The organism is Monashia sp. HAY1-2A (assembly GCF_056755315.1).
Genome location: NZ_JBNDHY010000025.1, coordinates 15,730 through 39,321, shown reverse-complemented (window position 1 = coordinate 39,321; position 23,592 = coordinate 15,730). Strand labels below are relative to the sequence as shown.

Below are 23,592 nucleotides of genomic sequence, written 5' to 3'. Positions count from 1 at the left end.
TCCGTCGTCGGCAGCGTCAGATGTGTATAAGAGACAGGGGGTACTTTCAGTACCGGCGGGACGGTTTCGGGCCGGTCGTGGACAAGGCCGAGGACGCGGTGCGCGCGGTCGTGCAGATCGCCGAGCACGGGTATGCGGCGACGCCGGAGTACCAGGCGCGGATCGAGGCGACGTTCCCGATGCGTGACGGGCGGTGCTGCGAGCGGGTCACCGCCGCCATCGAGGCCCTGAACCGTCCGTCGGTGCGTTCTCAGTCCGAGGGCCTCGACGGGTCCGCGAACGTCGCACCCGCGACGAGGGGCCTCAGGGCCAGGTTGCCGTTGCGCGTCCGGTAGGCGTGCCACGGCCCGTCGCGTCCGGGCACGTCGAGCGTCGGCAGGTCGGAGCCTGCCGGCACCTCGACGGGTTGCGCGGCCCCGGCACGCACGACCCGCAGGGCCGCGAGCGCCCGCGCGGCGAGGCCGCGGCGGGCGAAGGACGCCTTGACGTCGAAGGCCTTCGGGACCGGGCGGCCGGGCCGCCCGTCGGGCAGGACGAGCGCGCCGGAGAACCGGCCGTCGTGGACCCGGACGGCACAGTCCGCGACGACGGCCGACGAGTCGCGGTCGACGAGCTCGAGTCGCAGGGCCGCCGTCGGACCGAGGGTGCGGGCGCCGTCGACGACGACGCCCTCGACGGTCAGCCGGGCACCCGCGCCGCCGACCGAGAGGGCCGTGACGGTGACCAAGTGCCGGCCCCGGACCGCCCGGGAGCGGACGACGTCGGTGAGGTCGTGCTCCGGACCGCTGTCCTCCGGCGTCCGGTACGGCCACCACCAGCGGTCCGCACGGCAGTCCAGGGGCCGGTCGAGGTGCTGGCGCCGGTAGGCGAAGAGGCAGGCCGCCACCGCAGCCTCGGGCGTGCCGTCGACGAGCTCGCGGACCGCGAGCCGGTAGGGCTGCTCGAGCCCTGCCCGCAGGTCGGCGGGCACGTCGGCGAGGTAGCCGCGGGCGGCGGCGACGAACTCCGAGCGGTACGCCGCGTCGCGGGCGTCGAGGTCCTTGCCGTAGAGGGCGAGGTCGTGACGGACGAACTTGTCCAGCTTCGCCGCGGTGAGGTCCGGGCGGCCCTCGAGGTAGCCGTCGATGGCTCGGTTGGCGGTGATCCGGTCGCGGAAGTTGGCGATCTCGTGGCGGCGGGCCGTGATCGACTCCTCGCCGGCGACGTTGTTGACGTACCAGAGGTACACCGTCTCCGGCATCGTGGCGATCCGGCGGGCCCGGGCCCAGAGCGCGACGGTGAAGGGCTGGTCCTCGTAGAGGATCCGCTCGGGGAAGCGGATGCCCTCCTCGGCCAGGAACGCCCGCCGGACGACCTTGGCCACGGCGATGGTGTCGTGCCAGAGCGGTGATCCCGGCGCGAGCGGCTCGACCGGGCCGGACACGTAGGCCGTGGCCGGCAGCGGCGTCGTGCGACCGGTGCGCTCGTTGAAGCGCGCGACCCCGCCGGCCGCGACGTCGGCGTCGAGGGCCACGGCGAGGTCCACGAGCCGGCGGAGCGTGCCCGGCAGGTACTCGTCGTCGCTGTCGCAGAACGCGACGTACGTGCCGCGGGCCTCGGCGATGCCGAGGTTGCGCGGGGCTCCGGGGGCCCCGTCGTTCTCCCCGCGGTGCACGACCCGGACCCGGCGGTCGGACGCCGCGAGGCGGTCGGCGACCTCGCCCGTGCCGTCGGTGGACCCGTCGTCGACGACGAGGACCTCGATGCCCGGCCCGTCCCAGGCCGCGAGCACCGAGGCGACCGCCCGCGGCAGGCGCTCCGCGTCGTCGAAGACGTTCGAGATGACGGTGAGCAGCGGGGCCGGTGCCGCGTCCCCGGCCGCGTCCGAGGCGGCGGGTGCGCCGTCGGTGGGGTCGTCGGCCGTGCCGTCGAGGGCCGCGTCCTGGGGCACGTCGGGGCCTTCCGTGGGGAGGGGGCGAACCGCCCGGGCGAGGGCGGCGCGGCGCCCATCCTAACGACGCGTTCGGGCGCACCGGCCGCCCCGCGGCGGCTTCGAGGCGCCCACGGCGCGCGGTTGGGTGGGCCCAAGGTTGGTGCGTTAGGTTGTCGAGGTCCATCCCGGCCCGGACGGCGCCTCGTCGCGCCGCCGCGCCCGCGTACGCACCGGCCGCGAGCCGGCCGAGAGCACGGAGCAGTCCTTGGCAGCACCCGACGCAGCGAGCCCCGCGATCGTCGGCGGGGTCACCGAGGCGACCCCGCGCGAGCAGCCCGGCCCCTCCGCCCCGCAGCGCGCCGTCCCGGCCGGCCCGCGCAAGGACATCCAGGCGCTTCGCGCCATCGCGGTCGCCCTCGTCGTCCTCTACCACTTCTGGCCCAAGCGGCTCACGGGCGGCTACATCGGTGTCGACGTCTTCTTCGTCATCTCCGGCTTCCTCATCACCCTGCACCTGCTCGAACGGCCGATCCGGCGGGTCTCCGACCTCTTCGCCTTCTGGGCCCGCCGGGTGCGGCGGCTCATCCCGGCCGCCACCCTCGTGCTCGTCGTCACGCTCGGCGCGAGCTTGCTGTGGCTGCCGCAGACGGTCCACGAGCGGGTGGCCAACGAGGTCATCGCCTCGGCGCTCTACGTCGAGAACTGGTTCCTCGCCCTCACCTCGACCGACTACCTCGCCACCGACCAGCTGCACTCGGCGACCCAGCACTACTGGTCGCTGTCGGTCGAGGAGCAGTTCTACATCATGTGGCCGGTCCTCATCGGCCTCGCGTTCCTCGTCTGCCGCCGCCTCGGCCGGTCCTTCCGCTTCGCGCCGCTCGCCGTCATCGCGGTCGTCAGCGGCGCCTCACTCGCGTTCTCCGCCTGGTTCACGCAGGAGGACGCCGCCCAGGCCTACTTCGTCTCGACGACGCGCATCTGGGAGCTCGGCGTCGGGGCCGCCCTCGCCGCGGCGGTGCACGCGGGGCTGCGGCTGCGCGGCAGGCTGGGCCGGTCCGTGCTGCTGTGGGGTGGCCTGGTCGCCATCGGCTGGTCGGCGTGGACCTTCACCGGCGCCACTCCTTTCCCCGGCGTCGCGGCTCTCCTGCCGACGCTCGGCACCGCCGCCGTCATCGCGGCCCGGTCCGACGACCTGCGCCCCGGGCCGTACGCGTTGTGGTCGCGGCGCCCGGTCCAGTGGCTCGGCGACGTCTCCTACTCGGTGTACCTCTGGCACTGGCCGGCCATCGTCATCGCCCCGTTCGTCCTCGACGACGACAACGTCCGCTGGTGGCAGAAGATGCTCCTGCTCGGCCTCGTGCTCGTCCTGTCGGGTCTGACCAAGCGCTGGGTCGAGGACCTCATGCGGTTCACGCCGAGCATCGCCCGCAGCACGAGGCGCTCGTTCGTCCTGCTCGCCGTCTGCCTGGCGGCCTCCCTCGGCGTGGCGGGAGCCGCCCACGTCGCCATCGCGCGGGCCGAGGCGCAGACCGCCGGCCCGATCGACACCGCTGCCGCCTGCGTCGGCGCCGACTACTACCGCAACGCCGCCTGCGCGGGGCGTGAGGTGGCGATGCTGACCAACCCGGTCCGCGCCGCCGACGACAAGCCGCAGGTGTACGCCGACGACTGCTGGAACAACCGTCCCTTCACGCGTCGGAAGGTGTGCAGCTACGGCCCGAAGAACGCCACGGTCAGGGTGGCGCTCTACGGCAACTCGCACGCCGGCCAGTGGTTCCCGCCGATCCTGCGCACGGCGAAGGACCGTGGCTGGCGGGTCGACACCTACATCGCCTCCGAGTGCTACTCCGTCGACATTCCGGTCTCCTTCGGCACGAAGGCTCTCGAGGACAACTGCATGGCTTACAACCAGTGGGCCCGCGACCGCATCTCCTCTGGCGGCTACGACCTCGTCGTGATGTCGGACCGCACGTTCCAGCCGCTCGCCGGGGTGCCCGCAGTGAAGAAGGTGCAGACCGCGAAGGCCGCCTACAACCGGGTCATGGACACCTTCGTCCGGGCCGGGGCGCGCGTCCTCGTCATCCGCGACACGCCGGGTGCGGCCTCGAGCGTGCCCGACTGCGTGGCCCGCTACCCCGACGACGTGGCCCGGTGCGCGACCACGGAGAAGGTCGGCCCCGGAACCGGCCTCGAGCCCGACCCGCTCGCCGACGCAGCGGCGGAGCGATCGGGCCCCGCGGTGACCCGTCTCGAGGTCACCGACCTGCTCTGCCGTGACGGCACGTGCCCGGCGGTCCTCGGTGGCCTCATCACGTACTTCGACCACGGCCACATGACGACCTCGTTCTCCATGACCCTCTACCCGGAGGTGTCCGAGGCGCTGCGCCGCGCGCTGGCGGGGGTCCCCGGCGCCTGACGCGTGAGGCAGGTTACTGTCGGTAGCCTGCGACCCCTCGGCTGGCTAGGGTCGGTGCCATGAGCACCGAGGCGAGCCCCGACGGCGTGGCGCAGGACGCACCGGACGAGCCGAGCGAGCCCGCTGGGCGCGCCCGTCGGCACACCCGGGCCGGCCGGTGGGACCATGACGTCGTCGTCATCGGCTCGGGGTTCGGCGGCTCCGTGGCGGCCCTGCGCCTGGCGGAGAAGGGCTACCGCGTCCACGTGTACGAGGCGGGCCGGCGCTTCGAGGACGAGGACTTCGCACGCACCAGCTGGGACGTGCGCCGGTACCTCTGGGCGCCCCGGCTCGGCTGCTTCGGGGTGCAGCGCATCCACCGGCTGCCCGACTGCCTCGTCCTCGCCGGCGCCGGCGTCGGTGGTGGGTCGCTCAACTACGCCAACACCCTGTACGTGCCACCCGAGGCGTTCTTCCGCGACGCCCAGTGGGCCCACATCACCGACTGGCGGGCCGAGCTCGCCCCGCACTACGCGACGGCCCAGCGGATGCTCGGGGTCACGGTCAACCCGTGCGAGGGACCGGTCGAGCAGGTCATGCGTCACGTCGCCGCCGACCTCGGTGTCGCCGACACCTTCCGCAAGACGCCCGTCGGCGTCTTCTTCGGTGAGCCCGGGCGGCGGGTCCCCGACCCGTACTTCGGCGGCGAGGGGCCCGAGCGCACGGGCTGCACCGAGTGCGGCAACTGCATGGTCGGCTGCCGGGTCGGCGCCAAGAACACCCTCGTCAAGAACTACCTCGCCCTCGCCGAGCGGCGCGGGGTCACGGTCGAGCCGCTGCGCACGGTCACGCGGCTGCGGCCGCTGGACGCCGCGCGCCCGGAGGCCGGCTACGCCGTGACGACCGTGCGGTCGGGCGCGTGGGGCCCCCGGCGCTCGGGCGCCCGGACCGTGACCGCGGGCCAGGTCGTCGTCGCGGCGGGCGCCTGGGGGACCGCCCAGCTGCTCCAGGCGATGCGGGTCGACGGGCTGCCGCACCTGTCGGACCGGCTGGGGCACCTGACGCGGACCAACTCCGAAGCCCTCGGCGGGGCCATGACGCAGCGGGTGCCACGCGGGGCCGACCTGACGAAGGGTGTCGCGATCACGTCGAGCTTCCACGTGTCCGACTCGACGCACGTCGAGAACGTCCGCTATGGAAGGGGCTCCAACCTCATGGGCGCGCTCGCCGTCATGCAGGTCGACGGCGGCGGGCGCGTGCCGCGCTGGGTGCGCTTCGCCGGGCAGGCGCTGCGACACCCGACGATCTTCGCCCGCTCGCTGTCGAGCCGGCGCTGGAGCGAGCGCACCGTCATCGCGCTCGTCATGCAGTCGCGCGACAACTCGATCACGGTTCGCCGTCGGCGGGGGCTGTTCGGCTGGCACCTCACCTCGATGCAGGGGCACGGTGAGCCGAACCCGACCTACATCCCCGAGGGCAACGAGGCGGTCCGTGCCATGGCGCGGCGGCTCGAGCAGGGCACGGGCGAGCGCGCCTGGCCCGGCTCGTCGATCGGCGAGATCCTCGACATCCCGATGACGGCGCACTTCCTCGGCGGTGCGGTCATCTCCGACTCGCCCGGGACCGGTGTCGTCGACCCGTACCACCGGGTCTGGGGCTACCCCGGGCTGCACGTCGTCGACGGCGCCGCGGTGTCGGCCAACCTCGGGGTCAACCCCAGCCTGACGATCACCGCCCAGGCCGAGCGGGCGATGTCGCTGTGGCCGGCGGCCGGTGAGCCGGACCGGCGCCCCGCCCAGGGGGAGCCGTACCGACTCGTGCCCGCCTGACGACCGCAGCGCGACGGGAGCGGGGTCGCGGGCCCGCTGGGGTGGATGGTGCGGGCCCGCGACCGTGGCGGGTGGAGCCGTCACCCCTCAGAGACGGCCCCACCCCTGGCGCACGGGCTGGCAACCGGTCGAGAAACAGCCCTGCACCGCGCTGACCAACGACGGCGAAGTCCCGGGGTTACGGGCTCGGCTCGCCAATCTCCGACGCGTTCGCCGACGTGGACCTTCGGCGTCGGGGCCGGCCTCAACGGGTGGGGTCCCAGCCCGAGCGCTCGAGAGCCTCGGAGAGCTCGTCGACGACGAGCGTTTCGCGGTCGACGCTGCCGTTGCGGTACGAGGCGCGGCCCACGAGGTGAGCGGAGACGGGGGCGGTGAGGAACTGTGTCGCGCCGACGAGCAGGAGCGTCGTCACGGCCGCCCACGTCCGAAGCGTCAGGGCCAGACCGAGCAGGACGAGGAACAGGCCGAGGCTCTGCGGCTTGGTCGCGGCGTGCAGCCGCGAGAGCGTGTCGGGGAACCGCGCGAGCCCGATGGCGCCGGCGAGACACAGGAGGGCGCCGAGCAGCAGGCACACGCCGCCGAGCGCGTCGAGGGTGGACAGCACCCACTGCGGCCCGCTCACGGCGCCTCCTCCGGGTCCTGGGTCGGGGGTGGCGTCGGCCGGACGCGGCCGACGGCTTCGGCCGTGTCGGTGGTGTAGGTGGTCTCGCGGGTGTCGGCGGGACCGCCGACGGCGTCGTCGTCGCGGTCCCGCGACAGGAACCGCGTGATCGCCACACCGCCCACGAAGGCGACGAGCCCGAGCACGACGAGCAGCGGCAGGTACGTGGCGGTGCGCTGACGCACCGACTCCAGCGCCACCCCCGCGATGACGACGACGAGGAGGATGTCGGTGGCCACGATGCGGTCGAGGTTGCTCGGCCCGCGCGCGATGCGGACGAGGACGATGACGGCGGCGACGCCGAGCATCGCGAGGGCGGCGAGGGCGATGGTGCTCACGCGTCCTCCCTTCCGGGGGTGAGGTCGGGGCGCTGGTCGGGGGGCTCGTCCGGGCCTTCGACGTCTCTTCCGACAGGGGGTTCGGCGGGTTCGGCCCGTCCTTGGACGGGGCGTTCGGCGGGGACGCGTCCGGTGCCCTCGGGATCGGCGGCGGCTGCGGTCTCGAGCGCCGCGATCTCGGCGTCCGAGCCGAAGGCGCGGACCACCCGCGCCTCGACGGCGAGCACGTGCCGGCGGCCCGCGTCGACGGCGCCCTCGCTGCCGACGTCGAGCAGGTGCAGGTACAGCACCGAGCTGGAGCGCCTCGCGTCGATGACGACCGACCCGGGGACCAGCGCGACGAGCTCGGCGGTGATCGTCAGGTAGAGGTCGGAGCGTGATCGCAGCTGCACCCCGACGACAGCGTTGCGGGGACGGCCGGGTCGCAGGGCGAGGCGCAGCACCTGCCAGGACGCCACGACGAGGTCCCCGATGAAGCGCGCCCCGAGCCAGGCGACGCGCAGGGGCCGGACGCGCCCGGCGAAGACGATGGAGGGCAGCGGGAACGCCCAGGTGACGAGGAGCCCGACGAGCAGGCCGTTGACGAGGTTGCCGAGGGAGACCCGGTCCCAGAGCAGCACCCAGACGACCGCGATGGCGGCGACGGCGCGCGGTTGGAACGCCCGGCGGCGACGGCGAGGCCCCTCGCCGCTGCCGGTCGCACCGGTGGCGCGGGCAGCGTCGGCAGCGTCGGCAGCGTCGGCGCCGTCGGTGGGTGGTGGGGGTGGTGTCATCGGCGCACCTCGGGCGGCAGGACCGTCGTCACGTAGGGCCGGCGGCTGTGCAGGTCCTCGGCCGCGCGCTGCGTGTAGCCGAAGAGCGGACCGGCGACGACCGTGATGAGCAGCCCGACGGCCGTCATCGCGGCGGTCGCCCCGACCATGAGCCGCGGGAGCGGCCTCGGGGCTCGGACGTGACCACCCACCTCGGAGGCCACCGCGACGCTGCCGCGGGTGGCGGCGGCCACCGGGCCGGGTGCCGAGCCGCCCGGACGGATCGTCGGCCGGACCGCGCCCGGCTCGTCCGAGGCGTCCGGCTCGTCCGAGGCGTCCGAGGCGTCCGACGCCTCAGAGGCCTCCGGCCGGGAGCGCCAGAACGCCTGGCTCCACGCCTTCGTCAGCGCGTAGAGCGTCAGCAGGCTCGTGACGACGCCGCCGACGACGAGCACCCAGGCCAGCGGCGTACCGAGCTCGATCCCGGCGTCGAGCAGCCCGACCTTGGCGAGGAACCCCGACAGCGGGGGGATGCCCGACAGGTTCATCGCCGACGCGAAGAAGAGCACGGCCAGGACCGGGGCCGATGCGGCGAGACCGCCGAGGCGGTCGAGGGAGGTGGTTCCCGCGTGTCGCTCGACGAGACCGGCGACGAGGAAGAGGGCGGTCTGGACGGTGATGTGGTGCGTGACGTAGAAGATCGCGCCGGCGGTCCCGTGCGGGCCCGCGAGGGCGATGCCGAAGACCATGTAGCCGATGTGGCTGACGAGGGTGAAGGACAGGATCCGCTTGAGGCCGGTCTGCGACACCGCGCCGAGGATGCCCACCATCATGGTCAGGAGCGCGGCCCACATGAGCAGGTCCTGCAGCGGAGAGGCCGGGAAGAGGAGGGTCTGTACCCGGATCATCGCGTAGACGCCGACCTTGGTCAGCAGGCCGGCGAACACCGCGGTGACCGGTGCCGGCGCGGTGGGGTAGCTGTCGGGCAGCCACGCCGACATCGGGAAGACGGCCGCCTTGATGCCGAACGCCGTCAACAGCGTCAGCTGCAGGACGAGGGCGACGCCGGGGGCCAGGCCCTCGACCCGGATCGCGAGCTGGGCGAGGTTGACGGTGCCGGTCGCGGCGTAGACGGCGGCGATCCCGACGAGGAAGAGGGCCGAGCTGATGAGGCTGACGACGACGTACGTCGTGCCGGCGTGGATGCGCGCGGCCGAGCCGCCGAGCGTCAGCAGGACGTAGGAGCTGAAGAGCAGGATCTCGAAGCCGACGAAGAGGTTGAAGAGGTCACCGGCGAGGAACGCGTTGGCGACGCCGGCCGACAGGACGAGGTAGGTCGGGTGGAAGATCGACAGCGGTGGGCTGTCGTCGTCCTCCTCCTCGTCGGCGTGACCCTGGCCGATGGCGAAGAGCAGGACGAGCAGGGTCACGACGCCGGACACGAGGAGCATCAGGGCGCTGAGGCGGTCCGCGACGAGGGAGATGCCGAGCGGCTCCTGCCATGCACCGAGCCAGAGCACCTGGGGGCCGTGGGCGTCGGTCTGCCACACGAGGACGCCGGCGACCGCGACGGTCGCGGTGAGCACGGCGATGCTCGTCGCCCGCTGCAGCCAGGGCGTGCGGCGGACCGCGAGGGTCAGGGCCGCCCCGAGCAGCGGCAGCAGGACCGGCAGCGGCAGCAGGTCGGGCACGAGGTCCGCACCGACGAGGGCCACGCTCGCGAGGCCCGGTTCAGCCACGCCCGCCACCCCCTCTGGTCGGGACGTCCTCGTGGGCGTCCTGGTGGGCGTCCTCGTGGGCGTGCTCGTGGACGTCCTCGCGGGCGTCCTCGTCGGAGGTCGTCGTCGGAGCCTCGGACGGGTCGTAGGTCTCCGAGGTCGAGTCCTCCTCGGCGAGGCGCAGGATGCGGGCGTCCTCGGCGTCGTCCGGCACGTCGTCGGCACCGGAGATCTGCCAGAGCCGGTAGGACAGCGCGAGGAGGAAGCCGACGGTCGCCAGGCTGATGACGATGGCCGTGAGCACCATCGCCTGGGGGAGCGGGTCGCTGATCGACGCCGCGTCCTCGCCGACGAACGGCGCGCGCCCCGCTCGCCCGCTGGCGACGAGGTAGAGCACCGCGACGCCGTTGCCGATGAGGACGACGCCGAGCAGGACGCGCACGAGGCTGCGGTCCAGGACGAGCGCGGTGCCGATGGCGACGAGGCCGGCCGTGACGAGGACGAGGGTGAGGTTCGGCTCGAGCGTCCGCTCGATGAGCAGGGGTGCGAGCGCGGTCATGGCTGCACCCGCGGGTTGGTGGGCGCGGCAGGCGCGGCAGGCGCGACGGCCGGGAGGGGCTCGGCGTCGGTCTCCTCGGCGATCTGCCGGTCGATGCCGGTGCCGAGGCTGCGCACGATGTCGAGCATCATCCCGACGACGATGAGGTAGACGCCGACGTCGAAGAGCAGCGACGTGACGAGGTGGACCTCGCCCCACGGCCAGAGCGTGACGTCGATAGCCGTGGTCTCGAGGACGGTGCCGCCGAAGGCCAGCGGCGCGAGCGCCGAGCCGACCACGACGAGCAGGCCGAGGCCGACGACGAGTCCGGCGTCGAACGGCGCCGCCTCGTCGAGCTCGTACCGGCCGCCGGCGAGGTAGCGCACGACGAGGGCCAGACCCGCGACGAGCCCACCGGCGAACCCGCCGCCGGGCTGGTTGTGGCCGGAGAAGAGGAGGAACAGCGACGCGGCGAGCATGACGTGGAAGACGAGCCGGGTCACCACCTCGAAGATCACCGACCGCTTCTCCTTGCGCAGCGTCCGCCCGCCCTGCAGCCACGTGCCACGCGTCGGGTTGCTCGCCGGCAGGTCCTTGGCGCTCGCGCGCGACAGGCGGGTGTTGCGCGTCCGGACGAAGATGAGGCTCGCGACTCCGGTGGCGGCCGCGACGAGCACCGACACCTCGCCGAGGGTGTCCCACGCGCGGATGTCGACGAGGGTGACGTTGACGATGTTCTTGCCGTGGCCGAACGCATAGGCCTGCGTGGGGAACCCCGCCGACACCGGGTCGGTGGAGCGACCGCCGGCGGCGACGAGCGTGATGGCCCCGACCGAGCAGCCGACGGCGGCCCCGAGCGCGAGGCGCCAGGTCCGGGCGGGCGAGTGCCGGTGCCGCGTGAACTTGGTCGGCAGCCGCCGCAGCGCGAGGACGAACACGACGAGCGACACGGTCTCGACGAGCATCTGGGTGATCGCGAGGTCCGGCGCGCCGTGGACGATGAAGAGCGTCGAGACGCCGTAGCCGGTGACCCCGACGAGCATGACGGCCGTGAGCCGGCGGCGCGTCACGAGGACGAGGACCGCCGCCGCGAGGATGACGAGACCCACGACGGCCTGGCCGGCGTTGTCCCACCAGCGGACCCGTGGCAGGTGTCCCTGGGTGACCGCGGCCAGCCCGGGCAGCAGGACGAACACGAGCAGGATGCCGGTCAGGTAGATGGGCAGCGACCCGCGCTGGGTCACGGCGGTGGTCTCGACGGCGCCCCGGTCGACCCACCGCAGCGTGCGGGCGAAGGCGCGCTCACCGTCGACGAGCGCGGGCACACCGGCCTGCGCGCGCGACACGGCGTCGCGGCGCCAGAAGAGCACGAGCCCCGCGGCGATCGAGACGAGCGACAGGACCAGCGGCACGGTCAGCCCGTGCCAGAGGGCGAGGGGCGCGGGCGGCGGTCCCAGCGGCAGCTCCTCCGCGTACGGCACGAGCCACGCGGACTCGAGTGGTGCGAGGAGACCGAGCAGGAGGCTGCCGGTGCCGAGCAGGAGCGGCGCGAGGACGAAGCCCGGGTGGGGCACCCGCACCGGCGTCGGCGCCCGGCCCGGCTTCGTGGCGAAGGCGCCCCAGAGGAACCGCGCCGTGTACGCCGTCGTCAGCGCCGACCCGACGACGGCGCCGGCGACGGCGAGCCACCCGTACGCCGGGGGCAGCGGCACCCCGGTCTCGACGTCCTGCCACAGCGACTCGAGCGCGCTCTCCTTCGACACGAAGCCGGCGAGGGGGATGACGCCGGCCATCGACAGCGCCGCGAGCGAGGCCGGCACCGACACCGGCAGCAGCCGACGACCGACGCCGGACAGCAGCCGCAGGTCGCGCGTGCCGGTGGCCTTGTCGACGACCCCGACGGTGAGGAACAGCGTCGACTTGAAGAGGGCGTGCGCGATGACGAGGGCGAGGGCGGCGAGCCCGGCGGCGCGGGTCCCGAGCCCGGTCACGGCGACGATGAAGCCGAGCTGGCTGACGGTGCCGTAGGCGAGGAGCAGCTTGATGTCGTGCTGGCGCAGGGCCCGCCAGCCACCGACCGACATCGTCAGCAGGCCCAGACCCAGGGTCAGGACGTGCCAGGCCGGCGCGCCCGCGAACGCCGGGGCGAGGAGGGCCACGAGGTAGATGCCGGCCTTGACCATGGCGGCCGCGTGCAGGTAGGCGCTGACCGGTGTCGGCGCGGCCATGGCGCCGGGGAGCCAGAAGTGGAACGGCACGAGGGCCGACTTCGACAGCGCCCCGACGAGGAGGAGCACGACGGCGGCGACGGTGACGGTGTCGAGGCGCGGTGGGTCGGCGAGCAACCCCGAGATCGAGTACGTGTGGTGCACGCCGAGGGCGATGATGCCGACGAGCATGGCCAGGCCGCCGAAGGTCGTGACGACGAGGGCCTGCATCGCCGCGCGGCGGTTGGTCGAGCTGGCGGGGTTGTGCCCGATGAGCAGGTAGGAGAAGACGGTCGTCAGCTCCCAGAAGACGTAGAGCAGGAGGAAGTTGTCGGTCAGGACGAGCCCGAGCATCGCGCCGGCGAACGCCGTGAAGACCGAGGTGAACCGCCACAGGGTCGGGTCGTCGTCGGTGAAGTACCACGTGCAGTAGAGCAGGACGAGGGCACCGACTCCGGTCACGAGCAGCGCGAGCACCCACTGCAGGGTCGAGAGCCGGAAGTCGAGGTCGAGGCCGAGGCCCGGTACCCACGGCACCCGCTCCACCGGGCCGTGGCCGTCGCGGACGTCTGCCCCCACCGAGACGAGCCAGCCGAACGACACCGCCGGGACGAGGGCCAGCACCGCGAACGCCCGGGTCCGCAGCGACCTCGCGAGAAGGGGTGCGACGAGGGCCGCGGCGAGGTGGAGGATGAGCAGGTGCGCCACGGCGGCCCCTCGGTCGTCGGTCGGCAGGTCGTCCACGCGCGTCCGGCGGCCCGGAGGTCGTGAGCCCCAATCCTACGTGCCACCCGCGGGTGGGCCGAGCCCCGAGGCCGGCTCAGAAGGTGACGAACGTCCGGCGGGCGAGGAAGAACCCGTGCCGGCCGGCCCGGTCCACGCACGTGACGCCCGCCTCCTCGCTGAGGCACTGCACGGGCCCGGGCGCAGACGTCCGCGCGCCGTAGCCGAGCGTGGGCACGTCGGCGTGCGCCACCGCGTCGGTGTTGCAGACCGGGACCGCGCCGCGCGCGGTCAGCTCGATGCGGCCGATGTCGGGGGCGCCGCCCGGCGGGCACAGCCCGGCCTGGGGCGGCGCGACGCGGCCCTCGACCACCTCGCAGGCGGGCGCCGACGAGCCCCCGGTGACGACGCAGCGCAGGTTGCCGCTCGGGCTGACGAAGGCCGACGTGACGCCGGCGGCCGGCTTCGCGCCGGCGACGCGCGCGGCCGCCTCGGCGAAGGAGTGGGGAGCGCCGCGCTGGGGCCCGGCGGCCAGGGCGGTCGGCACGGCCGTCGTCGTCGCGGTCTGCGTCGGCACGGGCGTCGTGCCGGGTGAGGCCGAGCCGGTCGTGCCCGGCCCCGACGCCGGCGGGTCCACGACGACCGTGACGGTCGTGGTCGGGGCGGGGATGTCGGTGGCGCCGCAGCCCGAGACCGCGACCGCCACGAGGGCGACGACGGCACCGAGGACGGCGACGGGCACCGGGCGCGCGCGGACCGCGGCACCGCGGGCGGGAGGGGTCGTCCGGCCGTGCATGGGCCCCGAGTCTGGCACGACCGCAACGGGACCGCGCGACCACGTCCACCGCCACGAGCCTCCGGGTTGCCTCGACCGCCTCGACCGCCTCGACCGACCCGCTCGGGGGTGACCTACGCTGGGGACGTGCTCCGCCGACTGCTCACGCCGCGCTGGGTGGCCTTTCTCGCGGGGCTGCTCGTCGTCGTCGCGGCCTGCGTCCTGCTCGGCATGTGGCAGCTCGGGGTCGCGCGTGACCACGGCCGTGAGGACGCCGTCTCGGCCGCCGCGCAGCTGGGCCGCGCGCCGCTCTCGCAGGTCACGGCGCCGCACCGGCCCTTCGCGCCCGAGCTGTCGAACCGTCGCGTGAGCGTCACGGGCACCTACGACGCGTCGCGGTCGTTCCTCGTCGTCGACCGTCGCCTCGGCGCTCGCAGCGGGTCGTGGGTCGTCACCCCGCTCGACACGGGGTCGGGGACCGTCGCGGTGCTCCGTGGCTTCGTTCCGGGCACCCCGGCCTCCGCTCCCGCGCCCCCCGCCGGACCCGTCACCGTCCTCGGCACCCTGGGCCCCGGGGAGTCGCCGCGCACCGGCGACCCGCTCCAGGGACGGCAGCGCCGGTCCATCGACCTCGCCGCGCTCGTCAACGAGTGGCCCGGCGACCTCTACAACGCCGTCGTCTTCGCCTCGGCCGAGCACGTCGGCACCGACGCGTCCGACGCGTCCGGCACGACCGTGACGGCCCCGGGCCTGACCCGGGTGCCGCCCCCGACGCTCGACGCACCGCTCAACCTCCGCAACGCGGCCTATGCCGTGCAGTGGTGGGTCTTCGGCGTCTTCGCCATCTGGATGGCGTGGAAGATGTTCCGCGCCGAGCACGAGGCCGAGCACGGCACCGAGCACGACACCGAGCACGAGACCGGACCACCGGCCCAGCGCGAAGCGACGCCGGAGGAGGGCGGGCAGACGCCGGACGGCGTGTCCGCCGCGTCCGCGTCCGAAGCCCGCCGTCCCAGTGAAAGCCCGAGAGAGAGCGCCACGACGTGAGCACGTACCCCCAGACCCTGGCCAAGCCCCGGCAGATCCGCTCGGCCCTGTCCGCCTACCGCGTCCTCGCGATCGTCGCGGGCATCGCGCTCTTCGTGCTCCTGCTCGAGATGGTCATGAAGTACGCGCTCCACCAGACCAACGTCCTGACGCAGTACTGGAGCCCCATCCACGGCGTCATCTACATGGGGTACGCGGCGTCGGTGGCCAACCTCGGCCTCAAGGCCGGCTGGGGGCCGGTCCGCATCGTCAAGAACCTCCTCGCCGGCTTCGTGCCCGTCGTGCCGTGGGTCGCCGAGCGGCGCAACACCGCCGAGACCGAGGCCCTCCTCGCCCGCGCCTACGTCGCCGGCGAGGGCACGGGCGCCTGACCGGCGGCGTCCGGACCGCCCAACGCCAGCCACTAGGCTGTCCGGGTGACCGACGCGCACGACCTGCAGAGCCATCCCGTCCTCGTCGTCGACTTCGGCGCCCAGTACGCCCAGCTGATCGCCCGCCGGGTGCGCGAGGCGAACGTCTACAGCGAGGTCGTGCCGCACTCGACGACCGTCGCTGACCTGCTGGCGAGGAAGCCTGCCGCGATCATCCTGTCCGGCGGCCCGAGCTCGGTGTACGAGGAGGGCGCGCCGCGTCTGGACCCGGCGCTGCTCGAGGCCGGCGTGCCGGTCTTCGGCATGTGCTACGGGTTCCAGTCGATGGCCCAGGCGCTCGGCGGCGTCGTCGCCCGCACCGGCTCGCGCGAGTACGGCAAGACGGCCGCGACGATCACAGGCACCGGCTCCACGCTCTTCGACGGCCAGCCCGCCGACCAGGTCGTGTGGATGTCGCACGGCGACTCCGTGACCGAGGCGCCGCAGGGCTCGGTCGTCACCGCGTCCACCGCGGGGACGCCGGTGGCGGCCATCGAGGACGACGCCCGACGCCTCTACGGTGTCCAGTGGCACCCCGAGGTGCTGCACTCCGAGCAGGGCCAGCGGGTCCTCGAGAACTTCCTCTGGAAGGGCGCGGGCATCGCGCCGGAGTGGACCGCCTCGAACGTCGTCGACGACCTCGTGGAGTCGATCCGCGAGCAGGTGGGCGAGGACCGCGTCCTGTGCGCCCTGTCCGGCGGCGTCGACTCCTCCGTCGCGGCGGCGCTCGTGCAGAAGGCCGTCGGCGACCAGCTGACGTGCGTCTTCGTCGACCATGGCCTGCTGCGTGAGGGCGAGGCCGAGCAGGTCGAGAAGGACTTCGTCGAGGCCACCGGCGTCGACCTCGTCGTCGTCGACGCCCGTGAGCGTTTCCTCGACGCGCTCGCCGGGGTCACCGACCCCGAGACGAAGCGCAAGATCATCGGCGAGCAGTTCATCCGGGTCTTCGAGCAGGCGGCCCGCGACGTCGTCCACGACCGCGGCGACGAGGAGCACCCCGTCAAGTGGCTCGTCCAGGGCACGCTCTACCCCGACGTCGTCGAGTCCGGCGGCGGCGAGGGCGCGGCCAACATCAAGAGCCACCACAACGTCGGGGGCCTGCCCGACGACCTGCAGTTCTCGCTCATCGAGCCGCTGCGCACGCTCTTCAAGGACGAGGTGCGCCAGGTCGGGCTCGAGCTGGGCGTGCCCGAGGTCATCGTGTGGCGCCAGCCGTTCCCGGGCCCCGGCCTCGGCATCCGGATCATCGGTGCCGTCGACGCCGAGCGTCTCGCCGTGCTGCGCCGCGCCGACGCCATCGCCCGCGAGGAGCTGACGAAGGCCGGTCTCGACCGCGACATCTGGCAGTGCCCCGTCGTGCTGCTCGCCGACGTCCGCTCGGTCGGCGTCCAGGGCGACGGCCGCACGTACGGTCACCCGGTCGTGCTGCGCCCGGTCGCCTCCGAGGACGCCATGACCGCCGACTGGGCCCGCGTGCCCTACGACGTCCTCGCGACGATCTCGACGCGCATCACCAACGAGGTCGAGGAGGTCAACCGGGTCGTCCTCGACGTCACGAGCAAGCCGCCGGGCACCATCGAGTGGGAGTGAGCGGCTCGGCCCGTGACCGCCCACGGCGAAACCCGTGGGCGCGGACGGTGCCGCTGCTGCTCCTCGTCGCGCTCGTGGCGCTGACGGTCGGTGTCGTGCGGGAGGGGCGGGTCTACCGCCTCGACGACGCCGTCCTGGCCCTGACCCCGGGGGAGACCGGAGGCCCCACGCTGCTGCACGCGCTGGCCTACCTCGTCGTCGACCTCGCGACCCCCGCTCTCGGTGTCGCCGTCGTCCTGCTCGTCGCCGGGTGGCTCTCGTGGCGGTGTCGGGACCCGGGTCCCCTCGTGGTCGCGACTCCCGCGATCGTGCTGCTCACGACCACCGTGCTCGTCGGCAAGGCCGTCATCGACCGCGCGGCACCGGGCTTCGACGCCGTCGTCGCGCACGACGGGTCCTACCCGTCCGGTCACACGGCGACGGCCCTCGTGTGCGCGGGCGTGCTGGCCGAGATCGTGTCGCGACTGCGGCCGCACCGGCGTCGGGCGGCGTGGGGTGCGGCGACCTGCTGGACGCTCCTCGTCGTCCTCGGGCTGCTCTGGCTGCACTTCCACTGGCTCAGCGACGTCGTCGGGTCGGTCCTGCTCGCCGCGCTCCTGCTCTGGCTGCTGCTGCGCTGGCCGTGGCGCCTCGGCGAGCGGATCAGCCGACACTAGGGTGGAGCCCATGTGTGGAATCAGCGGTCATCTCGGGGCTGACGGCGACGGCGACCTCGTCCGGCGGATGGCCGACTGCGGTCACGGCACCACGAGCACGGACCCGACCGCCCTCACCTCGCCGGGAGTCGTGCTCGCCGTGCGGCCTCTGGGCGGTGGACCGGCCGACGCGTCGGTGGCCCGGACGCCGACCGGCCGCCACACGCTCGTGCTCGACGGCGATCTGGTCGACACCGCGGACGTCCGGTCCGAGCTGACCACCCTCGGGCACGAGCTCGCGTCCGGCTCGGACGCCGAGGTCGCCGTCGCCGCGTGGGTCGAGTGGGGACCCTCCGGGCTCGACCGGCTGCGCGGCGAGTTCGCCCTGGTCGTGTGGGACGCCGAGACCAGCACGCTGTCGGCCGCGCGCGACCCCTTCGGCACGCGTCCGCTGCACGTGTGCCGCGTCGACGGCGGCTGGCTCGTCTCGAGCGACATCCGCGGCATCCTGGCCAGCGGCCGCTACGACCGGCGCCCCAACGACCGCACCATCTACCGCTACCTGCGCTTCCGCGTCCACGACGACGGTGCGGACACGTTCTTCGCCGGCATCGAGCGCGTCCTGCCCGGCGAGGTCGTGACGCTGCGGGCGGACGCCACCACGACCGAGCGCACCGTCTGGTCCACGCTGCGGGCCGAGCTCGAGGACGCCGCCCGCTCACCTCGTCCGTGGTCGCCCGAGCTCGCGACCCAGCTGCGCGAGCACCTCGCCACCGCCGTGCGCCGCCGCGTCGGCTCCGACGGACGGGTCGGTGCGACCCTGTCCGGCGGCATCGGCTCGGCCGCGCTCACCGCCCTGCTCGCCGGCACCGACCGCCGCACCGGTCTCGCGCCGGACGGCATCGACGCGTGGACCGCCGCCTACCCGGGCACCGCCGCCGACGAGACCCCGCACGTCGAGGCCGTCCTCGCGTCGGTGGGGGGACGCGTCGACCCGCACCGCGTCGAGCCGACGTCGGCCGAGTTCAAGAAGGACATGCGCGAGCTCGTCCGGGCCCAGGAGGAGCCGATCGGCTCGAGCGGCGCGTACACCCAGTACCGCCTCCTGCGCGAGGCGGCCGCCGTCGACGGCGTCGTCCTCGACGGGACCGGCACCGACGAGCTGCTCGCGGGCTTCGGTGCCCACCACCTCGTTCACCTGCGCGAGCTGCGCGGGCAGGACACCCGGCGCGCGGCGTCCGAGCTCGGGCACTCCGTGGACGTCCTGCTGCGCCGCGGGCGCCCGCTCGTCACCGACCGGCTCCGCCGGCGTCGCAAGGTGCCCGTCGAGTCGCTCCTGGCGCGGTCGTTCGTCGCTGCCCACGCCGCGGAGCGGTACGCCCCGGAGCGGTCGAACCTGCGCGCGCGGCTGGTCGAGGACCTCCTGCGCGGCTCGCTGCCGGCCCGCCTGCGCGTCGCCGACCGCAACGCCCGCGCGACGGGGGTGCCGGTCCGGATGCCGTTCGTCGACCGTGACCTCGCGCGGTTCGTCTTCTCGCTGCCCGACGAGGCGTTCGTCGCCGACGGCGTCGGCAAGCGCGTCCTGCGCGAGTCGGTGCGCGGCCTCGTCCCCGACTCCGTCGTCGACCGCCGCGACAGGGTGGGGGCGGTGACGCCGCAGAGCGAGTGGTTCATGGTCCTGAAGAACCACATCTACGGCGAGTTCCTCTCCGAGTCCTTCGCGAACCGCCCCTACGTCGACCAGACCGCCGTCCTCGAGGCGTTCGAGGGGTGGATCAAGGGCACGAACACCGTCGACTCCTCGACGATCTGGCGGCTGCTCAACCTCGAGCTGTGGCTCCAGGAGTTCTTCGACGAGCGGGAGCCGGAGCCCGAGGGCGAGCCCCGGGCCAAGACCGACTACGAGCCGAACGCCCGCAAGCAGCTCGACCTCACGACCGACGACGGCACCCGAGTGCGGCGCTACCCGCTGCGCACGGACCTGTTCACCCGTGAGGACCCGCTCGTCGACAAGGCGCTGTCCTACGTCACGCGGTTCTTCGACGGCCTTCCGGCCGCGGGGCAGGAGCACGCCGCCGCGACGGCGGGCCGCTGGTACTACTTCATCTCCGAGAAGATCGTCGCGATCACCCAGGGGCGCTCGTTCTTCATCTGGGACATCAAGGTCGGCCGGCCGGCCCGGGTGCTGTCCCGGTACGTGACGCGCACGCCGGCCGGCATCGGTCTCGGCTCGCCCTTCACGATGCAGCTGGCCATCGAGGAGGCCGGCCTGCCGCGCGTCGTCTTCGCGGCCGCGGGCGGTTTCGTCGGCAAGCTCGTCGGGCGCAAGGGCCTGTTCTACGAGCTCGTCGGAGGCGACATCCGGGCCATCGACGGTCCGACGGAGTACTCGGTCTACCCGGCCAACGTCTCGGCCAAGCTCGGGCCCAAGGACCCCGACGAGGTTGCCGCGCGCATCTCGGCGGCGATCCGCGAGCGGGTGCCCGAGCCATGGCGCTCGACGTTCGGCGGGACCGTCGTCATGGACGCCAACGACATCGGACGCAACGTGCTCGGCACGGACGCCCCGGGGTCCAAGGAGCGGTACGAGCTGATGTTCGCCGACAACCCGCTGGGCCAGGGGTCCGAGCAGACGCCGATGGCCGTCGTCTTCGAGCTGCCCGGCGGGAGCGAGCGGTCGACGAACCACTCCCGCCCGAACACGAGGTCGAAGAGCGGTCGCGGGATGCGCAGGAACGCGGCGAGCGTCCGGTCCGCGCCGCCGTCGGCACTGGCCTGCGACGCGTGCGCCCGCATCGAGGCACGCTTGGCGGCGATGTGCCGCCGGACGCTGATGCGGTGGGTGATCTCGCTGCGGGCCGAGAACGCGCGGTCGAAGCTCGCACGGTCGAACTCCGGCGGGAACCTGTAGACCTTCGCGGCGAGGTCGATGGCCCGGCAGATCGTGTCGCGCGGCACGGTCGCCTCGAGCACCTTCGGGGTCGCGGCGAGCTCGGCGGCCCGGACTCCGACCTCGTGCACCTTGCGGTGGTCCGGGTGCCCGTAGCCCCCGTTCGGCTCGTAGTGGACCAGGACGTCGGCGTCCTCCTCGCGCAGGACCGCCGCCAGGCGTGCCGCGGCCTCCTCGACGCCGGCGCGCACGAACCGGGTCGCGCCGGGCGGGTCGGGCTCGACGACGGGGCCGAGCCCGCTGTCGGCGTAGCCGAGGTGCTCGACGCGGGCCACCCCGAGGGCCCGGGCGCTCGCCCGCAGCTCGTCCATGCGGCGCTCACCGAGGTGCCCGTCGTCGGCGTACTCGCCTGCGGCAAGCCCGAGGGCGCCGTCGGTGGCCACGACGACCACCACCCGGTGGCCCTCGGCGGCTGCGCGCGCCATGGTGCCCGACGTGAGCAGGGCCTCGTCGTCGGGGTGGGCGTGGAAGGCGACCAAAGTGTGCGGCATCGGGCCCATCTTGGCCCATGACAGAGTGTCGCCTGTGAAGGTGGCCCTGCTGTCCGACTGTTACCTGCCGCGCCTGGGCGGCATCGAGGTGCAGACCCACGACCTCGCGCAGCAGCTGCTCCTCCTCGGCCACGAGGTCGAGGTGTTCACCGCCACACGAGGCCCCGAGGGCCAGCTGCACGGGGCCGTCACGGTCCTCGACGGCGTCCCCGTCCACCGCCTCGCGGCCCGGGTGCCGGGGGAGCTGCCCGTCAACCCCTGGGCACCCCGGGTGCTGCGCCGCCGGCTCGTCGAGGGCGGCTTCGACGTCGCGCACGTGCAGACCGGTGTCGTCTCACCCTTCGCCTGGGACTGCACGCGCGTCACCCTCGGCCTCGGGCTGCCCACGGCGATGACGTGGCACTGCATGCTCGCGGGCGTCGCGCCGCTGTTCGGCGTGGCCGGGTTCGTGCGGCGGTGGGCGGCGCGCGGCGTCGCCATGTCGGCGGTGTCGGACGTCGCCGCCCAGCCGCTGCGCCGCCTGGTCGGCGACGCCGTCGAGGTGGGTGTCCTGCCCAACGGCATCGACGTCGGCCGGTGGGCGACGCGGCCGGCCGAGCCGACGGGCGGGCCGACCGAGCCGACGGGCGGGCCGACCGAGCGGACGGGCGGGCGCGACGACCCCGAGCCGGGCCCGCTGCGCCTCGTCACGGCCATGCGCCTGGCCGCTCGCAAGCGCCCGGCCGCGCTCGTCGCGCTCGTCGAGCGAGCAGCGGCACTGGCCGGGCCGGCCTCGCTCGACCTCACGATCCTCGGCGAGGGGCCCGAGCGACGACGCGTCGAGCGGCACGTGCGCGAACGGGGCCTCGACTGGGTGCACCTGCCCGGACGCGTCAGCCGCGACGAGCTGCGCGAGCGCTATGCCGCCTCCGACGTCTACCTGTCGCCCGCGCGTCTCGAGTCGTTCGGCATCGCGGCGCTGGAGGCGCGCACGGTGGGGCTGCCCGTCATCGGCCGGCAGGGCTCGGGGGTGGGCGAGTTCGTCGCGGACGGGGTCAACGGACGCGTCGTCGACAGCGACGACGCCATGGCGCGCGCGATCGCCGACCTGGCCCGTGACCGCCGTGAGGTGGCGCGCATGCGCGCCCGCAACGTCGCCGAGCCGCCGGCGCAGGAGTGGCCGCGGGTCGCCCGGCTCGCCGTCGGCGAGTACGAGCGCGCCCTGGGGCTGGTGCGCCGGTGAGGACGAACGTGCCGGGCGGCATCCGCGTCGTCGGGCTCGCGGCGTCGGGGGAGCGGGTGGCCGCGCTGCCGCTCGAGCACGGTGCCGACCCCGTGCACGTCCTCGCGCTCGCGGGGTGGGCGGTGGAGGCGCCGGCGACGTCGGCGACCGGTGCGGACGGGGCACTCGAGATCGCCTACCGCACCAGGCCGCTCGACGGGACGGTGCCGAGCCCGGAGGCGGTCTTCCGCGACCTCGACATCGACCCCGCCGACGCGGCCGAGCCGCACCAGCGCGTCGCCGCCTATGCCCTCGTCACCAGCACCCGCGGCGTCCTGCTCACGCAGTTCACCGGGCTGACCAACGTCGAGGGGGAGTGGGGCCTGCCCGGCGGCGGGCTCGACCCGGGGGAGTCGCCGGTCGAGGGCGTCCACCGCGAGGTGTGGGAGGAGACCGGCCAGCGGGTCCGGCTCGGCGAGCTCGTCGCCGTGCAGTCCTCCCACTGGGTGGGCCGGGCGCCGTCGGGCGTCGTCGAGGACTTCCACGCGGTCCGCATCGTCTACGCGGCCACGTGCGCATCGCCGGGCGACCCCGTCGTCCACGACGTCGGTGGCACGACCGCCGACGCGCGGTGGTTCGCCCCGCACGAGCTCGGCAGCCTGCCGCTCACGCGGTCGACGCGCCGGCTGGAGGCGTTGCAGGCCCTCGCGCGGCGCGACTACGACGCTCCGTAGGATGACCGGCATGGACCTCGTCTACGACCTCCTCGTCGTGCTCCACCTCCTCGGCATGGCTGCCATCGTCGGCGGCTGGATCGCCGTCCGCTCCGGGCGAACGGTCATCGCGCCGATCGTGTGGGGGGCGCGGGCCCAGATCGTCACCGGCGTGCTGCTCGTCGGCATCGCCGAGGCCCTCAAGGACGAGGAGCACCACATCAACAACGCGAAGATCGCCGTCAAGCTCGTCGTCGCCCTCGTCGTCGCGGCCACCGCCGAGATCGGCCACGCCCGCTCCAAGCGCGGCGAGGACGCCGGCACGCTGCTCGACGTCGCCGGTGGCGCCGCAGTCGTCAACGTCGGCGTCGCGGCGCTCTGGTGACCGGCCGATCCTGAGGCCGCGAGATGCACTGGGACACAGGCGTCCTCGCGGGCGTCCTCATCGGGCTCGTGTGGCTCGCCGTCGGCACCGTGCTCGTCGTCGTCGGGCGGCGGCGGCAGCGGGCGTCCGACGCCGAGGGCGCCGGCAACGTCGCCATCATCGGCATCTTCCTCCTCGTCGTCGGAGCCCTGACCTGGTTCGCGACGCTCCTGCTGTCCGTCGTCCCCCGCTGACCGTCCAGGATGACGACCACCATCGGGCGGTGAAGCCCGGTGTTGTGCTCGTGCGTCGTCCACGACCGCCGTTGTGGTCGTCTTCCTAC

General features: G+C 74.0%; 19 protein-coding genes and 2 pseudogenes. 12 read left to right on the top strand and 9 right to left on the bottom strand.

Annotated elements, in window-relative coordinates; all coding sequences use genetic code 11:
• On the top strand, positions 1–335 hold a 335-nt coding region (locus tag ACPYOM_RS05845; RefSeq protein ID WP_481345251.1), incomplete at its 5' end, for a CDP-glycerol glycerophosphotransferase family protein.
• On the opposite strand, the gene ACPYOM_RS05840 is transcribed toward ACPYOM_RS05845, so the two are convergent.
• Entirely contained in the window at positions 251–1,930 is a 1,680-nt protein-coding gene (locus ACPYOM_RS05840; protein ID WP_481345250.1) for a glycosyltransferase family 2 protein, read from the bottom strand. The genes ACPYOM_RS05845 and ACPYOM_RS05840 overlap by 85 nt on opposite strands.
• A 247-nt stretch (positions 1,931–2,177) precedes the next feature.
• On the opposite strand from ACPYOM_RS05840, the gene ACPYOM_RS05835 reads away from it, so the two are divergent.
• Positions 2,178–4,328: an acyltransferase family protein gene (locus tag ACPYOM_RS05835; protein WP_481345249.1), complete on the top strand. Its 2,151-nt coding sequence runs from the start codon at positions 2,178–2,180 to the stop codon at positions 4,326–4,328.
• A 59-nt stretch (positions 4,329–4,387) separates the two neighbouring features.
• Positions 4,388–6,136 carry a GMC oxidoreductase gene (locus ACPYOM_RS05830; protein ID WP_481345248.1) on the top strand — a complete coding sequence of 583 codons (1,749 nt, stop codon included), beginning with the start codon at positions 4,388–4,390 and terminating at the stop codon, positions 6,134–6,136.
• 244 nt (positions 6,137–6,380) lie between these two features.
• Here the strand turns inward: ACPYOM_RS05830 and mnhG are convergent, their stop codons facing one another.
• From mnhG to ACPYOM_RS05795, 7 genes are all read right to left on the bottom strand, one after another.
• Positions 6,381–6,758, bottom strand: coding sequence for a monovalent cation/H(+) antiporter subunit G (gene mnhG, locus ACPYOM_RS05825; RefSeq protein ID WP_481342251.1), 378 nt, complete (start codon positions 6,756–6,758; stop codon positions 6,381–6,383).
• Positions 6,755–7,135 (bottom strand): MrpF/PhaF family protein, encoded by a 381-nt coding sequence (locus ACPYOM_RS05820; RefSeq protein ID WP_481345247.1) that lies wholly within the window; start codon positions 7,133–7,135, stop codon positions 6,755–6,757. The genes mnhG and ACPYOM_RS05820 overlap by 4 nt, the downstream gene beginning before the upstream one ends.
• Positions 7,132–7,908: a Na+/H+ antiporter subunit E gene (locus ACPYOM_RS05815; RefSeq protein WP_481345246.1), complete on the bottom strand. Its 777-nt coding sequence runs from the start codon at positions 7,906–7,908 to the stop codon at positions 7,132–7,134. Before ACPYOM_RS05815 ends, ACPYOM_RS05820 begins: the two co-directional genes overlap by 4 nt.
• Complete coding sequence (locus tag ACPYOM_RS05810) at positions 7,905–9,626, bottom strand: Na+/H+ antiporter subunit D (RefSeq protein ID WP_481345245.1); 1,722 nt, start codon at positions 9,624–9,626, stop codon at positions 7,905–7,907. The genes ACPYOM_RS05815 and ACPYOM_RS05810 overlap by 4 nt, the downstream gene beginning before the upstream one ends.
• Complete coding sequence (locus tag ACPYOM_RS05805; RefSeq protein ID WP_481345244.1) at positions 9,619–10,164, bottom strand: Na(+)/H(+) antiporter subunit C; 546 nt, start codon at positions 10,162–10,164, stop codon at positions 9,619–9,621. Before ACPYOM_RS05805 ends, ACPYOM_RS05810 begins: the two co-directional genes overlap by 8 nt.
• Positions 10,161–13,094, bottom strand: coding sequence for a Na+/H+ antiporter subunit A (locus ACPYOM_RS05800; RefSeq protein WP_481345243.1), 2,934 nt, complete (start codon positions 13,092–13,094; stop codon positions 10,161–10,163). The genes ACPYOM_RS05805 and ACPYOM_RS05800 overlap by 4 nt, the downstream gene beginning before the upstream one ends.
• A gap of 76 nt (positions 13,095–13,170) precedes the next feature.
• Positions 13,171–13,869 (bottom strand): hypothetical protein, encoded by a 699-nt coding sequence (locus tag ACPYOM_RS05795; RefSeq protein WP_481345242.1) that lies wholly within the window; start codon positions 13,867–13,869, stop codon positions 13,171–13,173.
• Positions 13,870–13,995: 126 nt separating this feature from the next.
• Here ACPYOM_RS05795 and ACPYOM_RS05790 point away from each other — a divergent pair, with 126 nt between their 5' ends.
• The 5 genes and pseudogenes from ACPYOM_RS05790 to ACPYOM_RS05770 all read left to right on the top strand — a co-directional run.
• Complete coding sequence (locus tag ACPYOM_RS05790) at positions 13,996–14,895, top strand: SURF1 family protein (RefSeq protein WP_481345241.1); 900 nt, start codon at positions 13,996–13,998, stop codon at positions 14,893–14,895.
• Positions 14,892–15,266, top strand: a complete 375-nt coding sequence (locus tag ACPYOM_RS05785; protein ID WP_481345240.1) for a DUF3817 domain-containing protein — start codon at positions 14,892–14,894, stop codon at positions 15,264–15,266. The genes ACPYOM_RS05790 and ACPYOM_RS05785 overlap by 4 nt, the downstream gene beginning before the upstream one ends.
• A gap of 45 nt (positions 15,267–15,311) precedes the next feature.
• Entirely contained in the window at positions 15,312–16,895 is a 1,584-nt protein-coding gene (guaA, locus tag ACPYOM_RS05780) for a glutamine-hydrolyzing GMP synthase (protein WP_481345239.1), read from the top strand.
• Positions 16,892–17,551 carry a phosphatase PAP2 family protein gene (locus ACPYOM_RS05775; protein WP_481345238.1) on the top strand — a complete coding sequence of 220 codons (660 nt, stop codon included), beginning with the start codon at positions 16,892–16,894 and terminating at the stop codon, positions 17,549–17,551. The genes guaA and ACPYOM_RS05775 overlap by 4 nt, the downstream gene beginning before the upstream one ends.
• Before the next feature lie 10 nt (positions 17,552–17,561).
• Positions 17,562–19,361, top strand: a pseudogene (locus ACPYOM_RS05770) (asparagine synthetase B family protein); the annotation flags it as partial.
• An 833-nt stretch (positions 19,362–20,194) separates the two neighbouring features.
• Here the strand turns inward: ACPYOM_RS05770 and ACPYOM_RS05765 are convergent.
• A pseudogene (locus ACPYOM_RS05765) lies at positions 20,195–20,971 on the bottom strand (PIG-L deacetylase family protein); the annotation flags it as partial.
• 34 nt (positions 20,972–21,005) lie between these two features.
• Here ACPYOM_RS05765 and ACPYOM_RS05760 point away from each other — a divergent pair.
• The 4 genes from ACPYOM_RS05760 to ACPYOM_RS05745 are packed head-to-tail and all read left to right on the top strand — an operon-like array spanning position 21,006 to position 23,503.
• Positions 21,006–22,193 carry a glycosyltransferase family 4 protein gene (locus ACPYOM_RS05760; protein WP_481345237.1) on the top strand — a complete coding sequence of 396 codons (1,188 nt, stop codon included), beginning with the start codon at positions 21,006–21,008 and terminating at the stop codon, positions 22,191–22,193.
• Positions 22,190–22,906, top strand: a complete 717-nt coding sequence (locus ACPYOM_RS05755) for an NUDIX domain-containing protein (protein WP_481342265.1) — start codon at positions 22,190–22,192, stop codon at positions 22,904–22,906. The genes ACPYOM_RS05760 and ACPYOM_RS05755 overlap by 4 nt, the downstream gene beginning before the upstream one ends.
• A 1-nt stretch (position 22,907) precedes the next feature.
• Positions 22,908–23,270: a hypothetical protein gene (locus ACPYOM_RS05750; RefSeq protein ID WP_481345236.1), complete on the top strand. Its 363-nt coding sequence runs from the start codon at positions 22,908–22,910 to the stop codon at positions 23,268–23,270.
• A 23-nt stretch (positions 23,271–23,293) separates the two neighbouring features.
• A complete protein-coding gene (locus ACPYOM_RS05745) occupies positions 23,294–23,503 on the top strand; it encodes a hypothetical protein (RefSeq protein WP_481345235.1) in 210 nt (69 codons plus the stop codon).
• The last annotated feature ends 89 nt before the right edge of the window (positions 23,504–23,592 follow it).

What these genes read in the sequence shown, in the direction of transcription:
- ACPYOM_RS05830 (WP_481345248.1), top strand. Translation starts at nt 4,388, where the DNA reads ATGAGCACCGAGGCGAGCCCCGACGGCGTGGCGCAGGACGCACCGGAC.
- ACPYOM_RS05805 (WP_481345244.1), bottom strand. Translation starts at nt 10,164, where the DNA reads ATGACCGCGCTCGCACCCCTGCTCATCGAGCGGACGCTCGAGCCGAAC.
- ACPYOM_RS05745 (WP_481345235.1), top strand. Translation starts at nt 23,294, where the DNA reads ATGCACTGGGACACAGGCGTCCTCGCGGGCGTCCTCATCGGGCTCGTG.
- ACPYOM_RS05750 (WP_481345236.1), top strand. Translation starts at nt 22,908, where the DNA reads ATGACCGGCATGGACCTCGTCTACGACCTCCTCGTCGTGCTCCACCTC.
- ACPYOM_RS05795 (WP_481345242.1), bottom strand. Translation starts at nt 13,869, where the DNA reads ATGCACGGCCGGACGACCCCTCCCGCCCGCGGTGCCGCGGTCCGCGCG.
- ACPYOM_RS05815 (WP_481345246.1), bottom strand. Translation starts at nt 7,908, where the DNA reads ATGACACCACCCCCACCACCCACCGACGGCGCCGACGCTGCCGACGCT.